Origin of the sequence: Jiangella muralis (assembly GCF_001270745.1) — a bacterium.
Classification (GTDB): Bacteria; Actinomycetota; Actinomycetes; order Jiangellales; family Jiangellaceae; genus Jiangella; species Jiangella muralis.
The window spans coordinates 1-16,300 of sequence record NZ_LFXL01000032.1 but is presented as its reverse complement, the minus strand read 5'-3'; the positions used below and the strand labels follow the sequence as shown (position 1 = coordinate 16,300).

Annotated in this window: 16 protein-coding genes; 9 read left to right on the top strand and 7 right to left on the bottom strand. The window is 73.1% G+C overall.

Annotation, left to right across the window (positions count from 1 at the left end):
- Nucleotides 1-118 precede the first annotated feature (118 nt).
- Nucleotides 119-844, bottom strand: a complete 726-nt coding sequence (locus tag ACW62_RS25170) for a class I SAM-dependent methyltransferase (RefSeq protein WP_240477415.1) — start codon at nt 842-844, stop codon at nt 119-121.
- Between the two features lie 265 nt (nt 845-1,109).
- Here ACW62_RS25170 and ACW62_RS25165 point away from each other — a divergent pair, with 265 nt between their 5' ends.
- Both ACW62_RS25165 and ACW62_RS25160 read left to right on the top strand, forming a co-directional pair.
- Nucleotides 1,110-1,541, top strand: coding sequence for a PadR family transcriptional regulator (locus ACW62_RS25165; RefSeq protein ID WP_240477414.1), 432 nt, complete (start codon nt 1,110-1,112; stop codon nt 1,539-1,541).
- Nucleotides 1,538-2,203, top strand: coding sequence for a DUF1707 SHOCT-like domain-containing protein (locus ACW62_RS25160; RefSeq protein ID WP_053206868.1), 666 nt, complete (start codon nt 1,538-1,540; stop codon nt 2,201-2,203). The genes ACW62_RS25165 and ACW62_RS25160 overlap by 4 nt, the downstream gene beginning before the upstream one ends.
- A 581-nt stretch (nt 2,204-2,784) precedes the next feature.
- Here ACW62_RS25160 and ACW62_RS25155 read toward each other — a convergent pair.
- The 4 genes from ACW62_RS25155 to ACW62_RS25140 form a co-directional block, all read right to left on the bottom strand.
- The gene (locus ACW62_RS25155) at nt 2,785-3,831 is read right to left on the bottom strand and encodes a phosphotransferase (RefSeq protein WP_053206867.1); all 1,047 of its coding nucleotides are present in this window, start codon (nt 3,829-3,831) and stop codon (nt 2,785-2,787) included.
- A 412-nt stretch (nt 3,832-4,243) separates the two neighbouring features.
- A complete protein-coding gene (locus ACW62_RS25150) occupies nt 4,244-5,701 on the bottom strand; it encodes an MFS transporter (RefSeq protein WP_053206866.1) in 1,458 nt (485 codons plus the stop codon).
- Between the two features lie 3 nt (nt 5,702-5,704).
- Nucleotides 5,705-6,580 carry an SRPBCC family protein gene (locus tag ACW62_RS25145; RefSeq protein ID WP_053206865.1) on the bottom strand — a complete coding sequence of 292 codons (876 nt, stop codon included), beginning with the start codon at nt 6,578-6,580 and terminating at the stop codon, nt 5,705-5,707.
- Nucleotides 6,577-7,155, bottom strand: coding sequence for a winged helix-turn-helix domain-containing protein (locus tag ACW62_RS25140; protein WP_053206864.1), 579 nt, complete (start codon nt 7,153-7,155; stop codon nt 6,577-6,579). The genes ACW62_RS25145 and ACW62_RS25140 overlap by 4 nt, the downstream gene beginning before the upstream one ends.
- A gap of 64 nt (nt 7,156-7,219) precedes the next feature.
- Here ACW62_RS25140 and ACW62_RS25135 point away from each other — a divergent pair, with 64 nt between their 5' ends.
- Complete coding sequence (locus tag ACW62_RS25135; protein ID WP_053206863.1) at nt 7,220-7,954, top strand: Fic family protein; 735 nt, start codon at nt 7,220-7,222, stop codon at nt 7,952-7,954.
- A gap of 400 nt (nt 7,955-8,354) precedes the next feature.
- Here the strand turns inward: ACW62_RS25135 and ACW62_RS25130 are convergent, their stop codons facing one another.
- Nucleotides 8,355-9,269: a hypothetical protein gene (locus tag ACW62_RS25130; RefSeq protein ID WP_053206862.1), complete on the bottom strand. Its 915-nt coding sequence runs from the start codon at nt 9,267-9,269 to the stop codon at nt 8,355-8,357.
- Nucleotides 9,270-9,369: 100 nt separating this feature from the next.
- On the opposite strand from ACW62_RS25130, the gene ACW62_RS25125 reads away from it, so the two are divergent.
- Nucleotides 9,370-9,822 (top strand): tetratricopeptide repeat protein, encoded by a 453-nt coding sequence (locus ACW62_RS25125; protein WP_053206861.1) that lies wholly within the window; start codon nt 9,370-9,372, stop codon nt 9,820-9,822.
- A 351-nt stretch (nt 9,823-10,173) separates the two neighbouring features.
- On the opposite strand, the gene ACW62_RS25120 is transcribed toward ACW62_RS25125, so the two are convergent.
- A complete protein-coding gene (locus tag ACW62_RS25120) occupies nt 10,174-10,983 on the bottom strand; it encodes an HAD family hydrolase (RefSeq protein ID WP_205629587.1) in 810 nt (269 codons plus the stop codon).
- Nucleotides 10,984-11,711: 728 nt separating this feature from the next.
- Here ACW62_RS25120 and ssd point away from each other — a divergent pair.
- The 5 genes from ssd to ACW62_RS25095 all read left to right on the top strand — a co-directional run bounded on the left by ssd (nt 11,712) and on the right by ACW62_RS25095 (nt 16,222).
- Nucleotides 11,712-12,839 (top strand): septum site-determining protein Ssd, encoded by a 1,128-nt coding sequence (gene ssd, locus ACW62_RS25115; RefSeq protein WP_083460153.1) that lies wholly within the window; start codon nt 11,712-11,714, stop codon nt 12,837-12,839.
- Nucleotides 12,836-14,044, top strand: coding sequence for a TadA family conjugal transfer-associated ATPase (locus ACW62_RS25110; RefSeq protein ID WP_053206860.1), 1,209 nt, complete (start codon nt 12,836-12,838; stop codon nt 14,042-14,044). The genes ssd and ACW62_RS25110 overlap by 4 nt, the downstream gene beginning before the upstream one ends.
- A complete protein-coding gene (locus ACW62_RS25105) occupies nt 14,041-14,853 on the top strand; it encodes a type II secretion system F family protein (RefSeq protein ID WP_157574965.1) in 813 nt (270 codons plus the stop codon). Before ACW62_RS25110 ends, ACW62_RS25105 begins: the two co-directional genes overlap by 4 nt.
- An 81-nt stretch (nt 14,854-14,934) precedes the next feature.
- Nucleotides 14,935-15,756, top strand: coding sequence for a type II secretion system F family protein (locus ACW62_RS25100; protein ID WP_157574964.1), 822 nt, complete (start codon nt 14,935-14,937; stop codon nt 15,754-15,756).
- A 37-nt stretch (nt 15,757-15,793) separates the two neighbouring features.
- Nucleotides 15,794-16,222, top strand: a complete 429-nt coding sequence (locus tag ACW62_RS25095; protein ID WP_053206857.1) for a TIGR03668 family PPOX class F420-dependent oxidoreductase — start codon at nt 15,794-15,796, stop codon at nt 16,220-16,222.
- Nucleotides 16,223-16,300: the final 78 nt, after the last annotated feature.

Genomic DNA, 16,300 nt, shown 5'->3' with positions numbered 1-16,300 from the left:
GAATCCACCCCGTCCGTCCGTGTCCGGCGTGGAATGTCCCCGCAGGTCGCGTTGTCTTGGCGCGGATGCGGTGTGCCGGATGCCTCGTCCGGCGTGGGTGCGGCCGCCGCGAACTCCGTCAGGCGCGGGTCGAGCGGTAGCAGTGCGTCCGGTACGGCAGCACGACGCCGCCGGGGCCGGCGACGCGGTCGTAGAGTGCGCCGACCCGGGCCAGCAGCGTCTCGCGTTCGGGCGTGGCGAGGATCGCGACATACGAGCGCGACGCGATGAGGCCGAGCAGGCCGTCGCGGTCCAGTCGCTGCTCGTGCCGGAACGTCCGCTGCTCGATCGGCCCGAACGGCCGGATGACCTGCGGGTCGTCGGCGCGGCGGCCCTCGTGGTCGCCGAACATCGACCACAGCTCGTCGACCCAGCCGACGGAGTCGTCGCGCAGGTTCCACACCAGCCCGAGCCGTCCGCCCGGACGCAGCACGCGGGCGATCTCGGGTAGCGCCGTCGCCGGGTCGAACCAGTGGTACGCCTGGCCCGCCGTCACGACGTCGACCGACGCGTCATCGAGCGGCAGCCGCTCCGCCGTCCCGGCCCGCGCGTCGACCTCGGGGAGCGCCGTCCGCAGTTGGGTGAGCATCGGCTCGGACGGGTCGACCGCGACGACCTGGTGTCCGGCGGCGACGAGTGACCTGGTCAGCTTGCCGGTCCCGGCGCCGAGGTCGAGGACCCGCACGGGCCGCTCGCCGGTCAGCCAGCGCACCGCGTCGTCCGGGTAGCCGGGCCGGGCGCGTTCGTAGACGTCGGCGACCCCGCCGAAGGAACTGGCGCGCAGATGGAACTCGTCGGTCGTCACCTCGTGAGCGTAACTCCGCCCAAGGGGTTGTCGCCTGAACGATCGCGATATATCGTCTAAGTATCGCGACCGTTCAACGGAAGAGTGGGTGAGGGCGATGCACGGACGACGCGGAGGACACGGCTCCGGGCCATGGGACATGTTCGGAGGGGGCCGCGGCTCCTGGGGTGGACCGCCGTGGGGCGGTGGCCCGTGGGGTGGGCCGCCTTGGGCGCGGCGAGGCCCGAAGGCGCGCCGTGGCGACATCCGCGCGGCGATCCTGGGCGTGCTGGCCGACCGGCCGATGAACGGTTACCAGATGATCCAGGAGATCGCCGAGCGCAGCGGCGGCGCATGGAAGCCGAGCCCCGGCTCGATCTACCCGACGCTGCAGCAGCTCGAGGACGAGGGGCTCATCCAGGCCGACGAGGCAAGCGGCCGGCGCACGTTCCGGCTGACCTCCGAGGGCGAGACGTACGTCCAAGAGCACGAGGCCGAGGTCAACGCGCCGTGGGAGTCGATGTCGGCCAACGCCGAGGACGACGACGCGGCCGGGCTGCGTCCGCTCGTCGGCCAGACGGCACAGGCGTTGTGGCAGATCATGGCCACGGGCAGCGCCGACCAGCAGGCCCGCGCCCGCGAGGTGCTGGCTGACACCCGGCGCAAGCTGTACGGCATCCTGGCCGACGGTGACGACCAGGAAGGTGGCCCCCGATGAGCGGGCCGGCCTTCCGGGTCGGCGACGCCGAACGCGACGCCGCCGTGTCCGCCCTTGGCGAGCACTTCGCCGCGGGCCGGCTCACCAAGGACGAGTTCGACGAGCGGTCCGGCCGCGCCTGGTCGGCGCGGTACGCCGACGACCTCGACGAGCTCTTCACCGACCTGCCGCAGCCGATCGCCGTCCGGGCCGGTTCGTCGCCGGAGCCGCGGGCGCGTGGGCCGCGGTCGTTGCCCCGGTTGCTGCTCCTGGCGCCCGTGGCGATGATGGCGTTCGGCGGGCTGCTGTTCCTCATCGTCTGGACGGCGCCGTGGCTGCTGTTCGTGTTCGGACTGCTGTTCCTGTTCGGCGGGCCGCCCGGACGGCGTCGGCACTGGTACGGGCACGACGGCGGCCCGCGGTCCGGCTGGGGAGCTTCCGGCTGGGGTTCGCCCGGTCGTCGTGGCTGGGGTCCGCCCGGTGGTCGCTGGGACGGGTCGAGCCGCCGTGGCTGGGACGATTTCGGCCGCGACGGTTCGAGTCAGGCGGGTTCGGACGAGCCGAGCCGCCGTGGCTGGGCGTCGCCGGGCCGCGAGGACCGGTCCGCTGAGCGGCGCGATTGGCCGCCGGCGCGTCCCGGCTGGGGGCCGCAGCGTCGCGGCGGCTGGGTGTCCAGCCGCTGAGCAAGCCCGTGGCTGGGCGTCGCCGGGCCGCGAGGACCGGTCCGCTGAGCGGCGCGATTGGCCGCCGGCGCGTCCCGGCTGGGGGCCGCAGCGTCGCGGCGGCTGGGTGTCCAGCCGCTGAGCAAGCCCGTGGCTGGGCGTCGCCGGGCCGCGAGGACCGGTCCGCTGAGCGGCGCGATTGGCCGCCGGCGCGTCCCGGCTGGGGGCCGCAGCGTCGCGGCGGCTGGGTGTCCAGCCGCTGAGCAAGCCCGTGGCTGGGCGTCGCCGGCCCGCGAGGACCGGTCCGCTGAGCGGTCGCGCCGGTCCGCCGAGCGGCGCTGGGTGTCCAGCCGCTTTGCAAGTCCATGCCTGGCCGTCGCCGCCCGTGCTGCGGACGGTGCCGGCCAGCCGACCTGCGCCCGGAGGAGGTGCGTCATGGCTCGATCGACGGCGGCAGACGTGGCCGTCCAGCGCGGTCGCCTGGCGAGCGTCACCGGCGACCCCGAAGGGTTCGGCCGGCCTCGGCTGGTCCGGTGCCGAGGTGCGCAACGTCCTGGCCGGAGTCGTCCGGTGAACGTGGTCTGGTGGGCCGGATCGCTGCGTCAGCCGAGGTCGAACGGCGACTCCGCCAACAGTGCGGCCAGTGTCTCCAACGGCGCCCGGCCGAATGCGCCGGCCTGCTCGAAGTCCTCCGTCCGGACCGCCCGCAGCCACACCAACGACCGCGCGATGGAGCCGACGCGGCAGGCCAGTTCGAGCTCTGGCACCAGCGCCGCCCGCGAGCCGAGGTCGGCGAACTCCGCGAGGTAGGCGTCGCGCACCCGCAGCAGCCGTGGGTCGTCGTCGGTGAGCCGTAGTTCGGAGCGCAGGAAGCCGAGCGTCACCAGCATGCTGGCGAACGGGTGCGCCACGACGGCGTCGCCCCAGTCGTAGAAGCGAGGCCGGCCCGACGGCGTCGTCAGGATGTTCCAGACGTGCAGGTCGTTGTGGTCCAGGCTGGCCGGCGCAACCCCGCCCGCCAGCCGATCGCACCACTCCACGACCGCTGGCCGGGCGGCGGCGACCCGGCGCAGGGCGGCGCGGTCGTCGTCGGAGGCGTGCCGGCCGAGGTAGCGCCCGATCGCATCGACGGCCTCGTCCAGCCGGTCGGGCAACGTCGCCGGCCGCATGTCGGCCACGCCGAATCTGACGAGGTCGTCGACGTGGCCGGCGAGGACGCGCTGCAGTGCGGCGTACTGCGGCACGATCGTCGCCAGCACGTCCGGCAGGTCCTCGGCTTTCGGCCCGTCGCCCACGGGCGGGCCGCCGTCGGGGAGCAGCAGCCTGCCGTGCTCTGCGTCGGCGGCGATCGGCACCAGCACGTGGTCAGGCACGACTCGCGCCAGCAGCCCGTACAACGGCACCTCGAAGGCCGTCTCCGGGCCCGGCGCCTTGAGCCAGACCGGGCCGTGGTCGGTCGGCGCCGTGAGGACCGTGCCCCATGGGCGCAGGTGCGGCCGGCTCACTGGACCGGTGCGGACCCGGCCTGCCTCGGCGAGCCGGTCGTCGAGCCAGCCGGTCGCCTCCGTCAGCCACGCCGCGGACGACCACACCGTGGTGCTCACGCTGCTGCCCTGGTCCGCGCTCGCGTCGCAGGATCCCTTGCCCATGCCGGCGCTCCGTCGTGTGGGCGCCGGTCTCCCGGACTCGCGTCGCCGGGTCGCTGACTCCATGCCGGCGGCCCGTCGGGGGCCGCCGGGTCGCCCGGGCCGCGCGTCGTCCAGTCGCTCGGCCCATGCCGGTGCCTCGTCGTGCGTGTGGCGGTCGCTCGGGTTCGCGTCGGGCTGGGTCGCTGACCCGTGGCGGTCGCTCGGGTTCGCGTCGGGCTGGGTCGCTGACCCGTGCCGGTGCTCTGTCGTAAGGGTGCCGGCCGCTCGGGCTCGCGTCGTCCGGTCGCTCGGCCCATACCGGCGCCTTGTCGTGGGTGCGCCGGTGGTCCAGCCTGGCGTCGTCCGGCCGATTGCCCCGTGCCGGTACTCCGCTGAATGGGCGCAGGGTCGCTCAGGCTCGCGCCGCCTGGGGTCACGTCGACTCCTCGGCGCCGACCGGCCGGACGTGGCGTAGGCCGGCCAGCGCGAGCACGCCGAGGCCTACGGCGATCACCGCGCTCACGGTGGCCGTGCCGTTGAGTGCGCCGGCCAGCGCGTCGCGTACGCCGGCGGCCAGGTCGCCGCCGGGCGCGGGCAGCTGGTCGGCGTCGGCGCCGTGGCGGTAGATCGCGGTGCCGATGACCCCCATGACGGCGACCCCGGCGGCGATGCCGAACTCGCCCGCCGTCTCGGACATGGCCGCCGCGGAGCCGGCCTGCTCGGGCCGGACGGAGCCGAGCGCCAGCCCCATGCTGAGCCCGGCCATCGGCCCGATGCCGACCGCCGTCACCACGAGACCGGTGATCAGCAGCCCGAGCGAGCCGGATCCATCGACCCGGGTGAGCAGGACGTATCCCGCGGCGACGAGCACCAGACCGGCCGCCATGACCCGTGCCGGCGCGAACCGCCGGGCCAGCAGCGGCGCGACCTGCAGGCTGACGATCGTCACCAGCGCCGACGGCAGCAGCCACAGCGCGGCGTCGAGCGGCGACAGGCCGGCCACCAGTTGGAGGTACAGGTAGACGAACAGCTGGCTGCCGGCCATGACCCCGGCGATCGTCGAGATGGTCAGCCCGGCGGTGAACGTCCGATTGCCGAACAACCGTAGGTCGAGCATCGGCTCGGCCAGTCGCCGCTGTCGCCGGACGAACCAGCGTCCGGCCAGCAGCCCGACGACGACCGCCACCGCGGGCAGCACCCTGACACCGTCGCGGGAGATCTCCTTCAGCCCGTAGACCAGCGGCAGCACGGTCCCCAGGCAGAGCGCCACGCTGGCCGGGTCGAGCCGCCCGCCCACCGGGTTGCGGTACTCCGGCAGCACCGCCGGCCCGGTGGCCAGGAGCAGCAGCATCACCGGCACGCCGAGCAGGAACACCGAACCCCACCAGAAATGCTCCAGCAACACGCCGCCGATGATCGGGCCGAGCGCCAGGCCGCCCATGAAGCAGGCCATCCAGATCGCGATGGCCATGCCGTGCTGGCGTGGGTCGCGGAACATCGTGCTGATCAGGGTCAGCGTCGACGGCATCAGAGTCGCGCCGGCGACACCCAGGAGCGCGCGGCTGACGATGAGCATCTCGGCGCTGGTGGAGTAGGCAGCCACGACCGACGCGACGGTGAACGCGGCGGCACCGATGAGCAGCAGCCGGCGCCGGCCGATGCGGTCGCCGATGGTGCCCATCGTGATCAGCAGCCCGGCGACCATGAACCCGTACACGTCGGTGATCCACAGCTGCTGCAGGCTGCTCGCGCCGAGGTCGGCGCCGAGATGCGGCAGCGCCAGGTACAGCACGCTCATGTCCAGCGATACGAGGGTGGTGGGCAGCGTGAGGACGGCCAGCCCGGCGTACTCGCGGCGACCGGCCCGAGGCGCGACGTCGGTGGTGGTCATGGCTCAGTCCGCCAGCATGCCGTCGGGGAGACCGGGCAGGCGGATGTCGACCCAGATGACGTCAGGCCGCACCTCGTGATAGCGGCGCAGCGCCGCGACGCCGCCGAGCCAGCCGAGCCAGCCGCCGTACGGCGGGTGCTTCTCGTCGAAGCCGCTGTTCACAAACGTCAGCCGAGTGCCGCCGTCGGTGCCTTCGAGCTCCCAGGTGGCGACCAGCGACGGCCACTCGAGCACCACCTTGCGGTCGGGTTCCAGCTCGGCGATGATCGCCGGCTCGTCGTCGAGGTCGAAGCTGCCCATCGCGAACCGGCCGCCGACACGCTGTTCGATGTCGACGTTCGCGCCGAACCACTGGCGGTACTTCTCGGGATCGATCAGCGAGTCGTAGACCTCGCCGGGCGTCGCGCCGATGGTCACCTCGCCGCGCATGCGCAGCGTGGTGAAGTCGCACTTCGGGGTGAGGTCGCGGCCCTCGACGAAGTCGATGAGGTTGGCGATCGAGAGCGCCCAGAACGTCGGGAGCATGCCGCGGATGTGCGTCTCGGCCAGGGCGACGCTCCACGGCGGCACATGGCTCTGCGTGAGCGTGATGAGCGTGGCGTCCGGCCCGTCCTCGGCCAGCGAGATCTCCGTCGTCGTGTCCTCGTCGCCGAGTGGCCAGATGAACCGGATGGTGGTGTCGTCGAGGTGGACGAGGCGCTGCCGAGGGTCGGCGCCGTCGGGCGTGTAGCGGCCCCAGAACACGTACCGCTGCCGCACGGGGTCGACGTCAGCATGCTCGGCCAGCCAGCTGCGCAGGGCATCGGCGTCGGTGAGCGCGCGGTGGACCGTGGCCAGCGGGGCCTGCGCGCGGGCGCGCAACAGGGTGGGCGGGGTCATCGTGGGGTCTCCTTGACGAGGCGTGGGTACAGCGCGACCGCGAGGCGGAACTCGTCGCCCTCGGCGCCGCCGTAGCGGGTGAAGAGGTCCTGAAGGGTGGACTGGAGGTCGGCGAGGAACTCCTGGCGCCGGTCGGGGCGCACGCGGATCTCGCCGGACACGCCGATCGACGGCAGTTCCGGCGCGGCCGGGCTGCCGGCGAGCTCGGCGATGGTCGCGACGTCGTCCTGCACGTCCTCCATGAGGTCGAGCAGGTAGCCGAGGCTGAGCGCGTCGCGGGCGCGGCGTGGCCCGAGCCGGCCGACCAGCCGCGGCGACAGCCAGTACGACCGCGCCGTCGCCTGGTACACGCCCTCGTTGATGCCGCGCACCCGACGCTCGCTCACGCGGGTGGCCAGGCCGGCGTCGACCAGGCGCTTCACGTGGTAATAGACCCACTGCGGCGTCTGGCCGAGCGCCTTCGCGACCTCGGTGCACGAGTGCGGCTCGGCGAGCTGGCGCAGCACTTCGACGCGCTGCGGCTTCATCAGCGCTTCGGCTCTGTCGACCTCGTCGAGGTACAGCACGTCCTTCATGTGAAGAGATTCTTGTATGTAAAGTAGATTTTTGTCAATGGGGTTTTCTGGCTAGGCTGACGGCATGGACGATCCGCTCGCGGGGGTGCTCACCCTGACCGGCGTCGGCGCGGCTGCCGCGCAGGCCCGTAGCTCTGTCGACGCCCTGCTCCGGCATCCCGTCATGCGCCGCGACGCCGGACGGGTGGCGGCGCTGTCCGCGCTCCACGGCGCCCAGGCGTCGGCGGCCCTCGACGGCGGCGACCCCGAGGCCGTCGACGATCCCGTCCTGCAGGGCGCGCTGCGGGTCACGGCGGCCGTGCCCGAACTGGCCCAGGTGTGGGGACGGTCGCCACGGCAGGCCCTGGCCCGGTTGCACATGCTGGCGGCGCGCGATCTCGTCACCGATGCGTCGCAGTTGGGCCGGCCACTCGCCACCGTCGACGCCGCACGGCTGGACCAGTTGCTGCGGCTCGCGACGGCACCGACCGAGGCGCCGGGCGTCGTGGTCGCGGCGCTGGTGCACGGTGAGCTGCTCGCGATGCGTCCGTTCGGCGCTGCGGACGGCGTAGTCGCGCGGGCCGCCGAACGCGTCGTCCTGGTGTCGCTGGGCGTCGACACCAAGGCTGTGAGCGTGCCGGAGGCCGGGCATCGCGCGTTGGAGCGGGCGTACGAACCGGTGGCACAGGCGTACGCGAGTGGCGCGCCCGACGGCGTCGGCGCCTGGATTCGTCAGTGTGCGGACGCCTACGCGCGCGGCGCCGAGGTGGGGCTCACGCTGGCCGAACGGGTGCGGACGGCGGTGTCCGAGGCGGGCTGACCTGATCGGCGGCGGCGCGGCTGCGACAGGCCCGGCTTGCGGCGTCAGACCGGCCGAATGGGTCGCGCGCAGGGCCGGGCGGCGTGCAGCGGTGGAGGCGCGTCGCGGTCGAACGATGTCGAGCGGCGGCGCCGCGTTGGCCCGGTGGTGTCAGACGCGCGGGAGTGGCGTCACGCACATGCGAGCGGCGCCCCGCGTGAGGTAGGGCGCCGCCGCTGACACAGCTGAGACGGGTTACCAGTGCGTGCTTTTCGTCCGTCGCCCCGGCATTCCCGGGGACGACTGCCCGTACATGGGTTGATCGCCGCGTGGGTTCCCTCCGCCGTGCTGTGGACCTTGCGGTCCATACTTCGTTTCTAGGCCATCGCGAGGGCTCCGCGATAGGGCAACGGGCAGATCTTTACGTTTCGCAGACGCGGACCGCCAGGCGGACCAGCTCGATCAGTGTCGGGTTGCCCAGCGGCTGCGAGACGCGGGTGTCCATGCTCTCGTTGCGGATGTTGACGGCGACGGTCGCCTCGGCGAACTGTGCGGCGCCGTCGCAGTCGGTCACCGTCCATACGGTTTCGACCTGCACGGTCTCTCCGGCCCCGATGTCGATCGGCAGCGGATCGGTGCTCATCGTGAAGCCGGGGGTCGTCGTCTCCAGCGCGGTGACGGTGAGCGGCTCCTCGCTGCCGTTGGACACCGGCAGGACGATGCGCGCACCGCTCGCGTCGGCCGAGACGGTCCGGGTGTCGCCGACGTAGACGCCGGTGCCGTCGGCCGTTTCACATCCGCCCTGCCAGGCCCAGATCAGCTGGTCGTCGCCGGGCTGACCGGTCACGACGACCGTCTGCTCGCCGGAGGCCGTGCGGACGCGGACCTGCAGCGTTCCCGGCGGACGGGTGCCGCAGTCCGCCTCGACCACCGCGCCGACGCGGACCCACTCGCCCGGCGCCGCGGTGACGGATCCGCCGCCCTCGGGGTCGTCCAGCGACGTGAACCCCTCGACGTCGACGGAGAGGATCTCCAGTTCACGCGGGCCGGTGTTGATCAGGTTGACGTACAGCCGCTGCGAGTTCGATGACAGCGGCGAGCCGAACTCGGCGTCCACCGAGCCGCGGACCAGGTCGACCTCGGCGTACTCGGCGGCGTCGTTGCGCGCGTTGTTGGCGACGACGCCCAGGACGGCGCCGACGATCAGCGCCGCGCCCAGCCCGCTCCAGACCCTCCATCGCGGCGTCGGACGGTCCGTCTCCGGGGTGTCGGCGACGGGCGTCGGACCGACAGTGCCCAGCTCAAGTGGCACGTCGCTCTCGTCGTCGGGCTGCATGAACCGATTGTGTCCCGCTACCTGGTCATCGGGACATCACGCGGCGGTCACGGTTCGTTCCGTTTGCGAGGTCTGCTCATCGAGGCCATGATCGGAAATTATGGTGAACCGGGGGAACCGGCTCAGATACGTCATGTGGTTCGTTCTGGCCGGCGTCGTGGTGCTGCTCGCTGCCCTGATCGTGGCGATAGCCATGGACGTCGAGATCTCCACCGCCGCGTCGGCGACGATCCTCGCCGTCTGTGGTGTCGTCTCCGGGGCGCTCGTGGTCGGATCGCGGGCACTGGCGCAGCAGCCGGTGGTTAGTACGGGCCAGACAGTCGACTCCACGCAGGTCACCGACCCGTCCGCCGGCAACATCTCCAACTGGATGTTCCTGGCCGACTCTTATGTGGAGCGGCAGGAGTACGACTCCGCGGAACGGTTCTACCGCCGCGCCGCCGACGCCGGCCACGGTCCCGCCATCGCCCGTCTCGGCGAGGTCCTCTACGAGCTCGGCCGCGACGACGAGGCGTCGTACTACCGCGAGAAGGGCCACGAACTCGGCGGCTGATCGGTCGCCTCGGCGCACGTTGGCCGGTCGATCGGGGAGATGTGCTGACGCGGTGGTCGGCTGGTCGCTTGCGGGGCGGCGGGGGCGGGCGGGCTTTCGGCGGGGGCCTCGGCCCGGAGGCGGGCCGTCGGCGGACTTGCGGCCGTGGTGCACGCTGGTGCTCGGCGGGCGCTGCCCTTCTTTGCCGACGCGGCGTCACGGCCGCGCCGGCCGTCATCGCGCTCGCCGACTGCTTGACGTCCAGCGTGCTGAGGACCCGCGGGGGACGCCGCGGCAACGGAGGACGGCCGCGCGGCTCTCGTCTAGCCCGAGGGGCAGCAGGTCCCAGCCGATTCCGTCAATCCACAGGTCTCAGGAGCGGCGCCGCCGGACGGCGTACCAGGCCAGCCCCGCGGCCGCCGCCCCCGCGCTGATCGCCGCCGCCGCGATGGCCGGCTTCGGCGCGTCCCGGATCGACGCCCGCTGGCGCAGCGCGACCGGCTTCGAGAACACCAGCACCGGCCAGCCGTTGTCGGCGGCGGCACGGCGCAGCGCGCGGTCGGGGTTGACGGCGTACGGGTGGCCGACCGCCTCCAGCATCGGCAGGTCGGTCGCCGAGTCCGTGTACGCGTAGCTGCGGCTGAGGTCGTAGCCCTTGTCCTTGGCCAGCTCGCGGACCGCCTCGGCCTTGTTGTCGCCGTACGCGTAGAAGTCGATCTCGCCGGTGTACTTCCCGTCGTCGCCCACGACCATGCGGGTCGCGATGACGCGGTCGGCCCCCAGCATGTCGCCGATCGGCTCGACCACCTCCGCGCCGCTCGACGACACCACGACGACCTCGCGGCCGGCCAGGTGGTGCTCCTCGATCAGCGTGACCGCCTCGTCGTAGACGATCGGGTCGACGATCGTGTGCAGCGTCTCGGCCACGATGTCCTTGACCACCTGCACGTCCCAGCCGGTGACCAGGCCGGACAGGTATTCGCGCATGCGCTCCATCTGGTCGTGGTCGGCGCCGCCCACCAGATAGACGAACTGGGCGTACGCGCTGCGCAGCACAGCTCGACGGTTGATCAGACCGCCCTGGTAGAAGCTCTTGGAGAAGGCCAGCGTGCTCGACTTCGCGATGATCGTCTTATCGAGGTCGAAGAACGCCGCGGTCGGAGGGCGGTCGTCGTTGTCCACGAGTAACGAGGATATCCGCGTGTGCCCGGAGCCGCGCCCCAGGCGACTCCGTGGCGGGCGCGGATTAAAAGTCGTCGCGTGGGTTTGGCCCCAGCCGCCGTTGGGGACGATGCGTTCTGGCGGCACCCCCCCGCCGCCTTTTGACCCGGCCCGCCCCCCTGGCCGGGTCCGCACGGCTCCTGCCTCCCACCCGGCAGGGGCCGTGTCTTTTTTCCGGTGCCGGTCACCCACCCTCGGGCGAGGGGGACGGTTTCCGGATCACTCGGCCGCTCGGTTGCCTGCTGGGCCGGGCGCTGGAGGGCGCCGGGCACATGAGGTGGTGGCGCCGGGCACCTGACGTTGGCGGCGTCGGTGCTCCGGACGAGTCAGGTCGTCCGCCACCTCCACACGCGTTGGCGCGGTCGGCGACCCCACTAGCCCGCCCAGCCCGCCGCCGTTCCCGCCCTTGGCTGGCCGCGACGCGCCGGGGCGCGGGGCTTCCGCCCAATCGATGGCCGCGCCGTTGAGCGGTCCGCCGTCGACTTGCGGCTGTCGGCCGTACCGCCCACCGCCCGTTACCAGCGCCAAGGGCCTCCCGATCGGCGGCTGCGACCCACACCCAGACAAGCAGTTGTCCACAAGCCCAGCGGATTCGCCGAGTTGTCCACATTCGGCGAATCGGCCCGCGAACGAACCGCTCGCGACAGCAAGGGTGGAAGGGAGTTCCGCACCCATCCCCGGAGGTCCCCGTGTCCCGCACCGCCACCCACCCCCGCCGCCGCCCGGCCAGGCCGATCGACGTGCCGCCGCCACCACGGCCGCTGGTCATCACCCGCAACGATGCCGTCCTCGACGATCTGCTGCGGCTCGCGGCCGCCGCTTCCGTCGAGCTCGAGGTCGTCGACCGCCCCGAATCTGCACGATCACGCTGGTCACACGTCCCACTGGTGGTCGTCGGCGACGACGAGGCCGACGCGGTCGCGGCGATGTCGCTGCCACGTCGGCCGGGCGTCATCCTGATCGGCGATCACGAGGACGACGCCGGTATCTGGCGGCGCGGCGTCGCCATCGGGGCCGAACAGGTGCTGTTCTTCCCGGCGGGCGAACCCTGGCTGGCGGGCCGGTTCGCCGACGCGGCCGAGGGCGGCGACGGGGAGGCGCTGGTGGTCGGCGTCATGGGTGGTCGCGGCGGAGCTGGCGCATCCGTGCTGGCCACTGGCCTGGCGGTGACGGCAAGCCGGCAGGGGATGGCGGTCATCCTGGCCGACCTCGATCCCCTCGGCGGCGGCCTCGACCTCGTCCTCGGCGCCGAGGACGTCACCGGCCTGCGCTGGCCCGACCTCGCCGACAGCAAGGGCCGGCTCGGCGCTCGGGCGCTGCGGTCAGAACTGCCCGGACGCCACGGGCTGGCCGTCCTGTCCTGGGATCGCGGCGACCTGCTGACGCTCGCGCCCGACGCCGCTGACGTGGTCCTGGCCGCCGCCAAACGGGCCGCCGACCTGGTCGTGCTCGATCTGCCGCGCTGGCCCGATGCTGCCGCCGAGTACGCCATCGGACTGTGTGCTTCCGTGCTCCTGGTCGTGCCGGCCGAGGTGCGGGCGGTCGCGTCGGCCACGCGGGTCGCGGCGAGCCTCACCACGCTCGCCGCCGACGTGCGTGTGGTGACGCGTGGACCGTCGTCCTCCGGGCTGCGTGGGCCGGACGTCGCGATGGCGCTCGGGCTGCCGTTCGCCCAGCATCTGCCCGCCGAGTACCGGCTCGGCACGCAGCTCGATCGCGGCGAATCGCCCGGCCTGGACAACAAGGGGCCACTGGTCCAAGGGTGCGGCCGGCTACTGGAATCGCTCCTGCGCGACCATCGGCTGGTCGGCGCATGAGGTTCGACGAAACGCTGCTCGACCGGATCCGGGGCACCCTCGCGCAGGCCGCTGAGGCGCCAACGCCCGCTCGGGTCGCCGCACTGCTGCGCTCCGAGGGCGCCGTGCTCGGCGACGCCGCGGTGCTGGAGGTCACCGAGGCGCTGCGGGCCGAGATCATCGGCGCCGGTCCGCTCGATCCGCTGCTGCGCCGTCCCGGCGTGACGGACGTGCTCGTCAATGCGCCGGACGAGGTCTGGATCGACGACGGTGACGGCTTGCGGCGCGAGCCCGCGCGGTTCCGGGACGAGACCGCAGTGCGGCGGCTCGCGGTTCGGCTCGCCGCCTCGGCCGGCCGCCGGCTCGACGATGCGGTCCCGTATGTCGACGCCCGGTTGGCCGGTGGCGTGCGGCTGCACGCCGTCGTCCCGCCGGTCGCGCCGGACGGCACGGTCATCTCGCTGCGGGTCCCATCCGGGCGCGCCTTGAGCCTCGCCGACCTCGTCGCCGCGGGCACGGTCCCCGGCGCACTGGAGCCCTGGCTGACGGCGCTCGTGCAGGCCCGGCTGGCGTTCCTGATCACGGGTCGGACGGGCTCCGGCAAGACCACGGTGCTCGAGGCGTTGCTCGGCGCCTGCGATCCACGCGAGCGCATCGTGCTCGTCGAGGATGCCGGCGAGTTGCGTCCTGATCACCCGCACGTGGTCCGGCTCGAGGCACGGGCGGCCAATGTCGAAGGCGCCGGTCGCATCGGACTCGACGTGCTGGTCCGGCAGGCGCTGCGGATGCGGCCCGACCGGATCGTTGTCGGCGAGGTCCGCGGTGCCGAGGTCGTCGACCTGCTGGCTGCGCTGAACACGGGTCACGAGGGCGGGTGCGGCACGCTGCACGCCAACTCGACGGCGGACGTGCCGGCGCGGCTGGAGGCGCTCGGGCTGGCTGCCGGACTGGGCCGGGCGGCGGTGCACGCACAGGCACGGGCGGCTCTCGATGTCGTGGTTCACCTCATCCGAGACGACGACGGCCGGCGCCGAGTGGTGCAGGTCGACGTGGTCGGCGGTGACGGTGCGGGTGGGGTGGGTGCGGCCGGCGGCGAGGGTGGTCCGGGTGGCGGTGGGCTGGCGACGGCGGCGGCCTTCCGGGTGGACGGCGACGGTGCGGTGGCGCGCGGTCCGGGGTTCGGTGTGCTGGCCGATCTGCTCGCGGGGCGGGGGTGGGAGCCGTGACGGGGCTGCTGGCGATCGTGCTGGGCGGGTTGGCGGCGGTCGTGTGGGCCGGGCGTCCGTCATTGCTGGAGACGCGGCTCGGCCGGCCCGCGGGTCGTCCTGTGGGTGCGTTGCGGCGGCTCTCGCCGCGAGTACTACTCATCGGCGGGGCGATCGTGACCGGGGCAACCGGCCTCATGGTCGCGGGATCGGCTGGGCTGGTGGCCGGTCTGCTCGCCGTCCCGCTCGGACGGGTGTGGCTGCGGCGTCGGCGGCAGCGACTGGCCCGGCGACATCGTGAATCCGACGTCGCAGAAGGCTGCGTGGCGCTCGCGGGTGAGCTCGCCTCGGGTGTTCCGCCTGCCCGGGCGCTGAGCGCGGTCGCCGACGAGTGGCCCGAACTGTTCGGCCCCGCGGCGGGACGTGCTGCGCTCGGCGGCGATCCCTCGGACGCCCTGCGAGTCACCGGCGTACTGCCGGGAGCTGGCGCGCTGCACGCGGTCGCGGCGGCCTGGGAGGTGTCGGAGCGTACGGGTGCGGCACCGTCCTCGGCGCTCGTCGCGGTGGCCGACTCGGTACGCGCCGAGGCGACCGTCCGGCGCGAGTCCGATGCGCAGCTGGCCTCCGTCCGGGCGACGGCACGGCTGATGGCGTGCCTGCCAGCGGTGACATTGCTGCTGTTCTCGGCGGGTGACGGCGCCGCGGTCGGCTTCCTGACCGGGACGCCATACGGGCTCGCCTGCCTGGTGCTCGCCGTGCTGTTCGTCGCGGCCGGGCTGTTCTGGGTCGACCGGGTGTCGCGGCAGACGAGGTCGACGTGGGAGCCGTGACGGCGCTGGGCACGGCTTGCCGGCGGCCGCGAGCCGTGCGTCGTCTCCGCGTGCGCCCGAGGCGAGGCCGGTGAGCCGACCGTGACGCTGTTGTCCATCCTGTGCGCCGCGCTCGCAGCCGCCGTGGCGTTCGCGCCCGCGCCCGGAGTGGTCCGGCTCCGTACCGTTCTGCGCCAACGTGAGCAGCGCTGGACCAGGTCGCGGGCGGGTACCACAGAACCCGGTCGGTCTGGCCGCTCGCGCCCACGGGGCGGGGCGGAAGGCCACGGGAGGGTCGGTGGTCCCGAAGCTCCCGGCCCGGCCACGGTCTCCAACACGAGTCGTGGATTTGCGGCCACGGTTGCTGGCGTCGCCGCGTTCTTGGTGTTCGGCGACGCGACCGGACTCGTCCTCGGTGCCGGCGTCGTTGCGGCGGCCTGGGTCGGGCTGGGCCGGCTCGAACCGGCGTCTCGGAAGCGCGACCGAGAACGGATCGTCGCGATGCTGCCGCTCGCTGCGGACCTCATGACGGCGGCGCTGTCGGCCGGTTGCCCGCCCGCGGCGGCTGCTGAGTCCGTCGGAGCGGCGATCGGTGGACCACTCGGCCGCGCGCTCATCGACGCCGCGGCGGCGGCCAGCGTCGGCGTCGAACCGGACCGGGCCTGGTCCGGCCTCGCGGCCGAGCCGGCGGTCCGGCCGCTGGCCAGAGCCCTCACAGCGGCAATGACGAGAGGAACGTCGCCGTCGCCGGTTCTGGAGCGTGTTGCCGCCGACGCCCGCGATGCTGCCCGATGGGCCGGAGAGGCGCGTGCCCGGTCCTTGGGCGCTCGGGCCGCCGCGCCGCTGGGGCTCTGCTTCCTGCCGGCGTTCGTGCTGGTCGGAGTCGTGCCGATCATCGCGACCTCGGGACCGCTGCTGCTCTGATGCCGCACCGGTAGCCTCGACCCCGGGGTGATGCGTCGTGCGGCTGACGCCGGAAACGTGCAGGCAGCGGATGGTGGCGGCTCGGGTCGCCCACCTTGCCACGACCGGCACCGACGGTCAGCCGCACCTGGTCCCCGTGACGTTCGCACTCGTGACGTCGTCCGGCACCGACCGCATCGTGATCGCCGTCGACCAGAAGCCGAAGACCACCCTCGCATTGCGGCGGCTGCGCAACATCGCAGAGAACCCGCTGGTGTCGCTCATGTGCGACCACTACGACGAGGACTGGACGCAACTCTGGTGGGCCCGCGCCGACGGCCGGGCGATCATCCTCGACAACGGCAACGGCCGCGACGGTGCGCTCGTCGCGCTGAGCATGCGCTACAGCCAGTACCGAGCCGATCCGCCGCGCGGGCCGATCATCCTGATCGAGATCACCGCCTGGTCCGGCTGGTCCTACGCCTGAACAGCCTCCGCTAGCTGTTCTGTCCACGGAGGTTGGGCACGAGGTCTGCTGGTGACATGCCGCCGAGCGCGGTGTGGC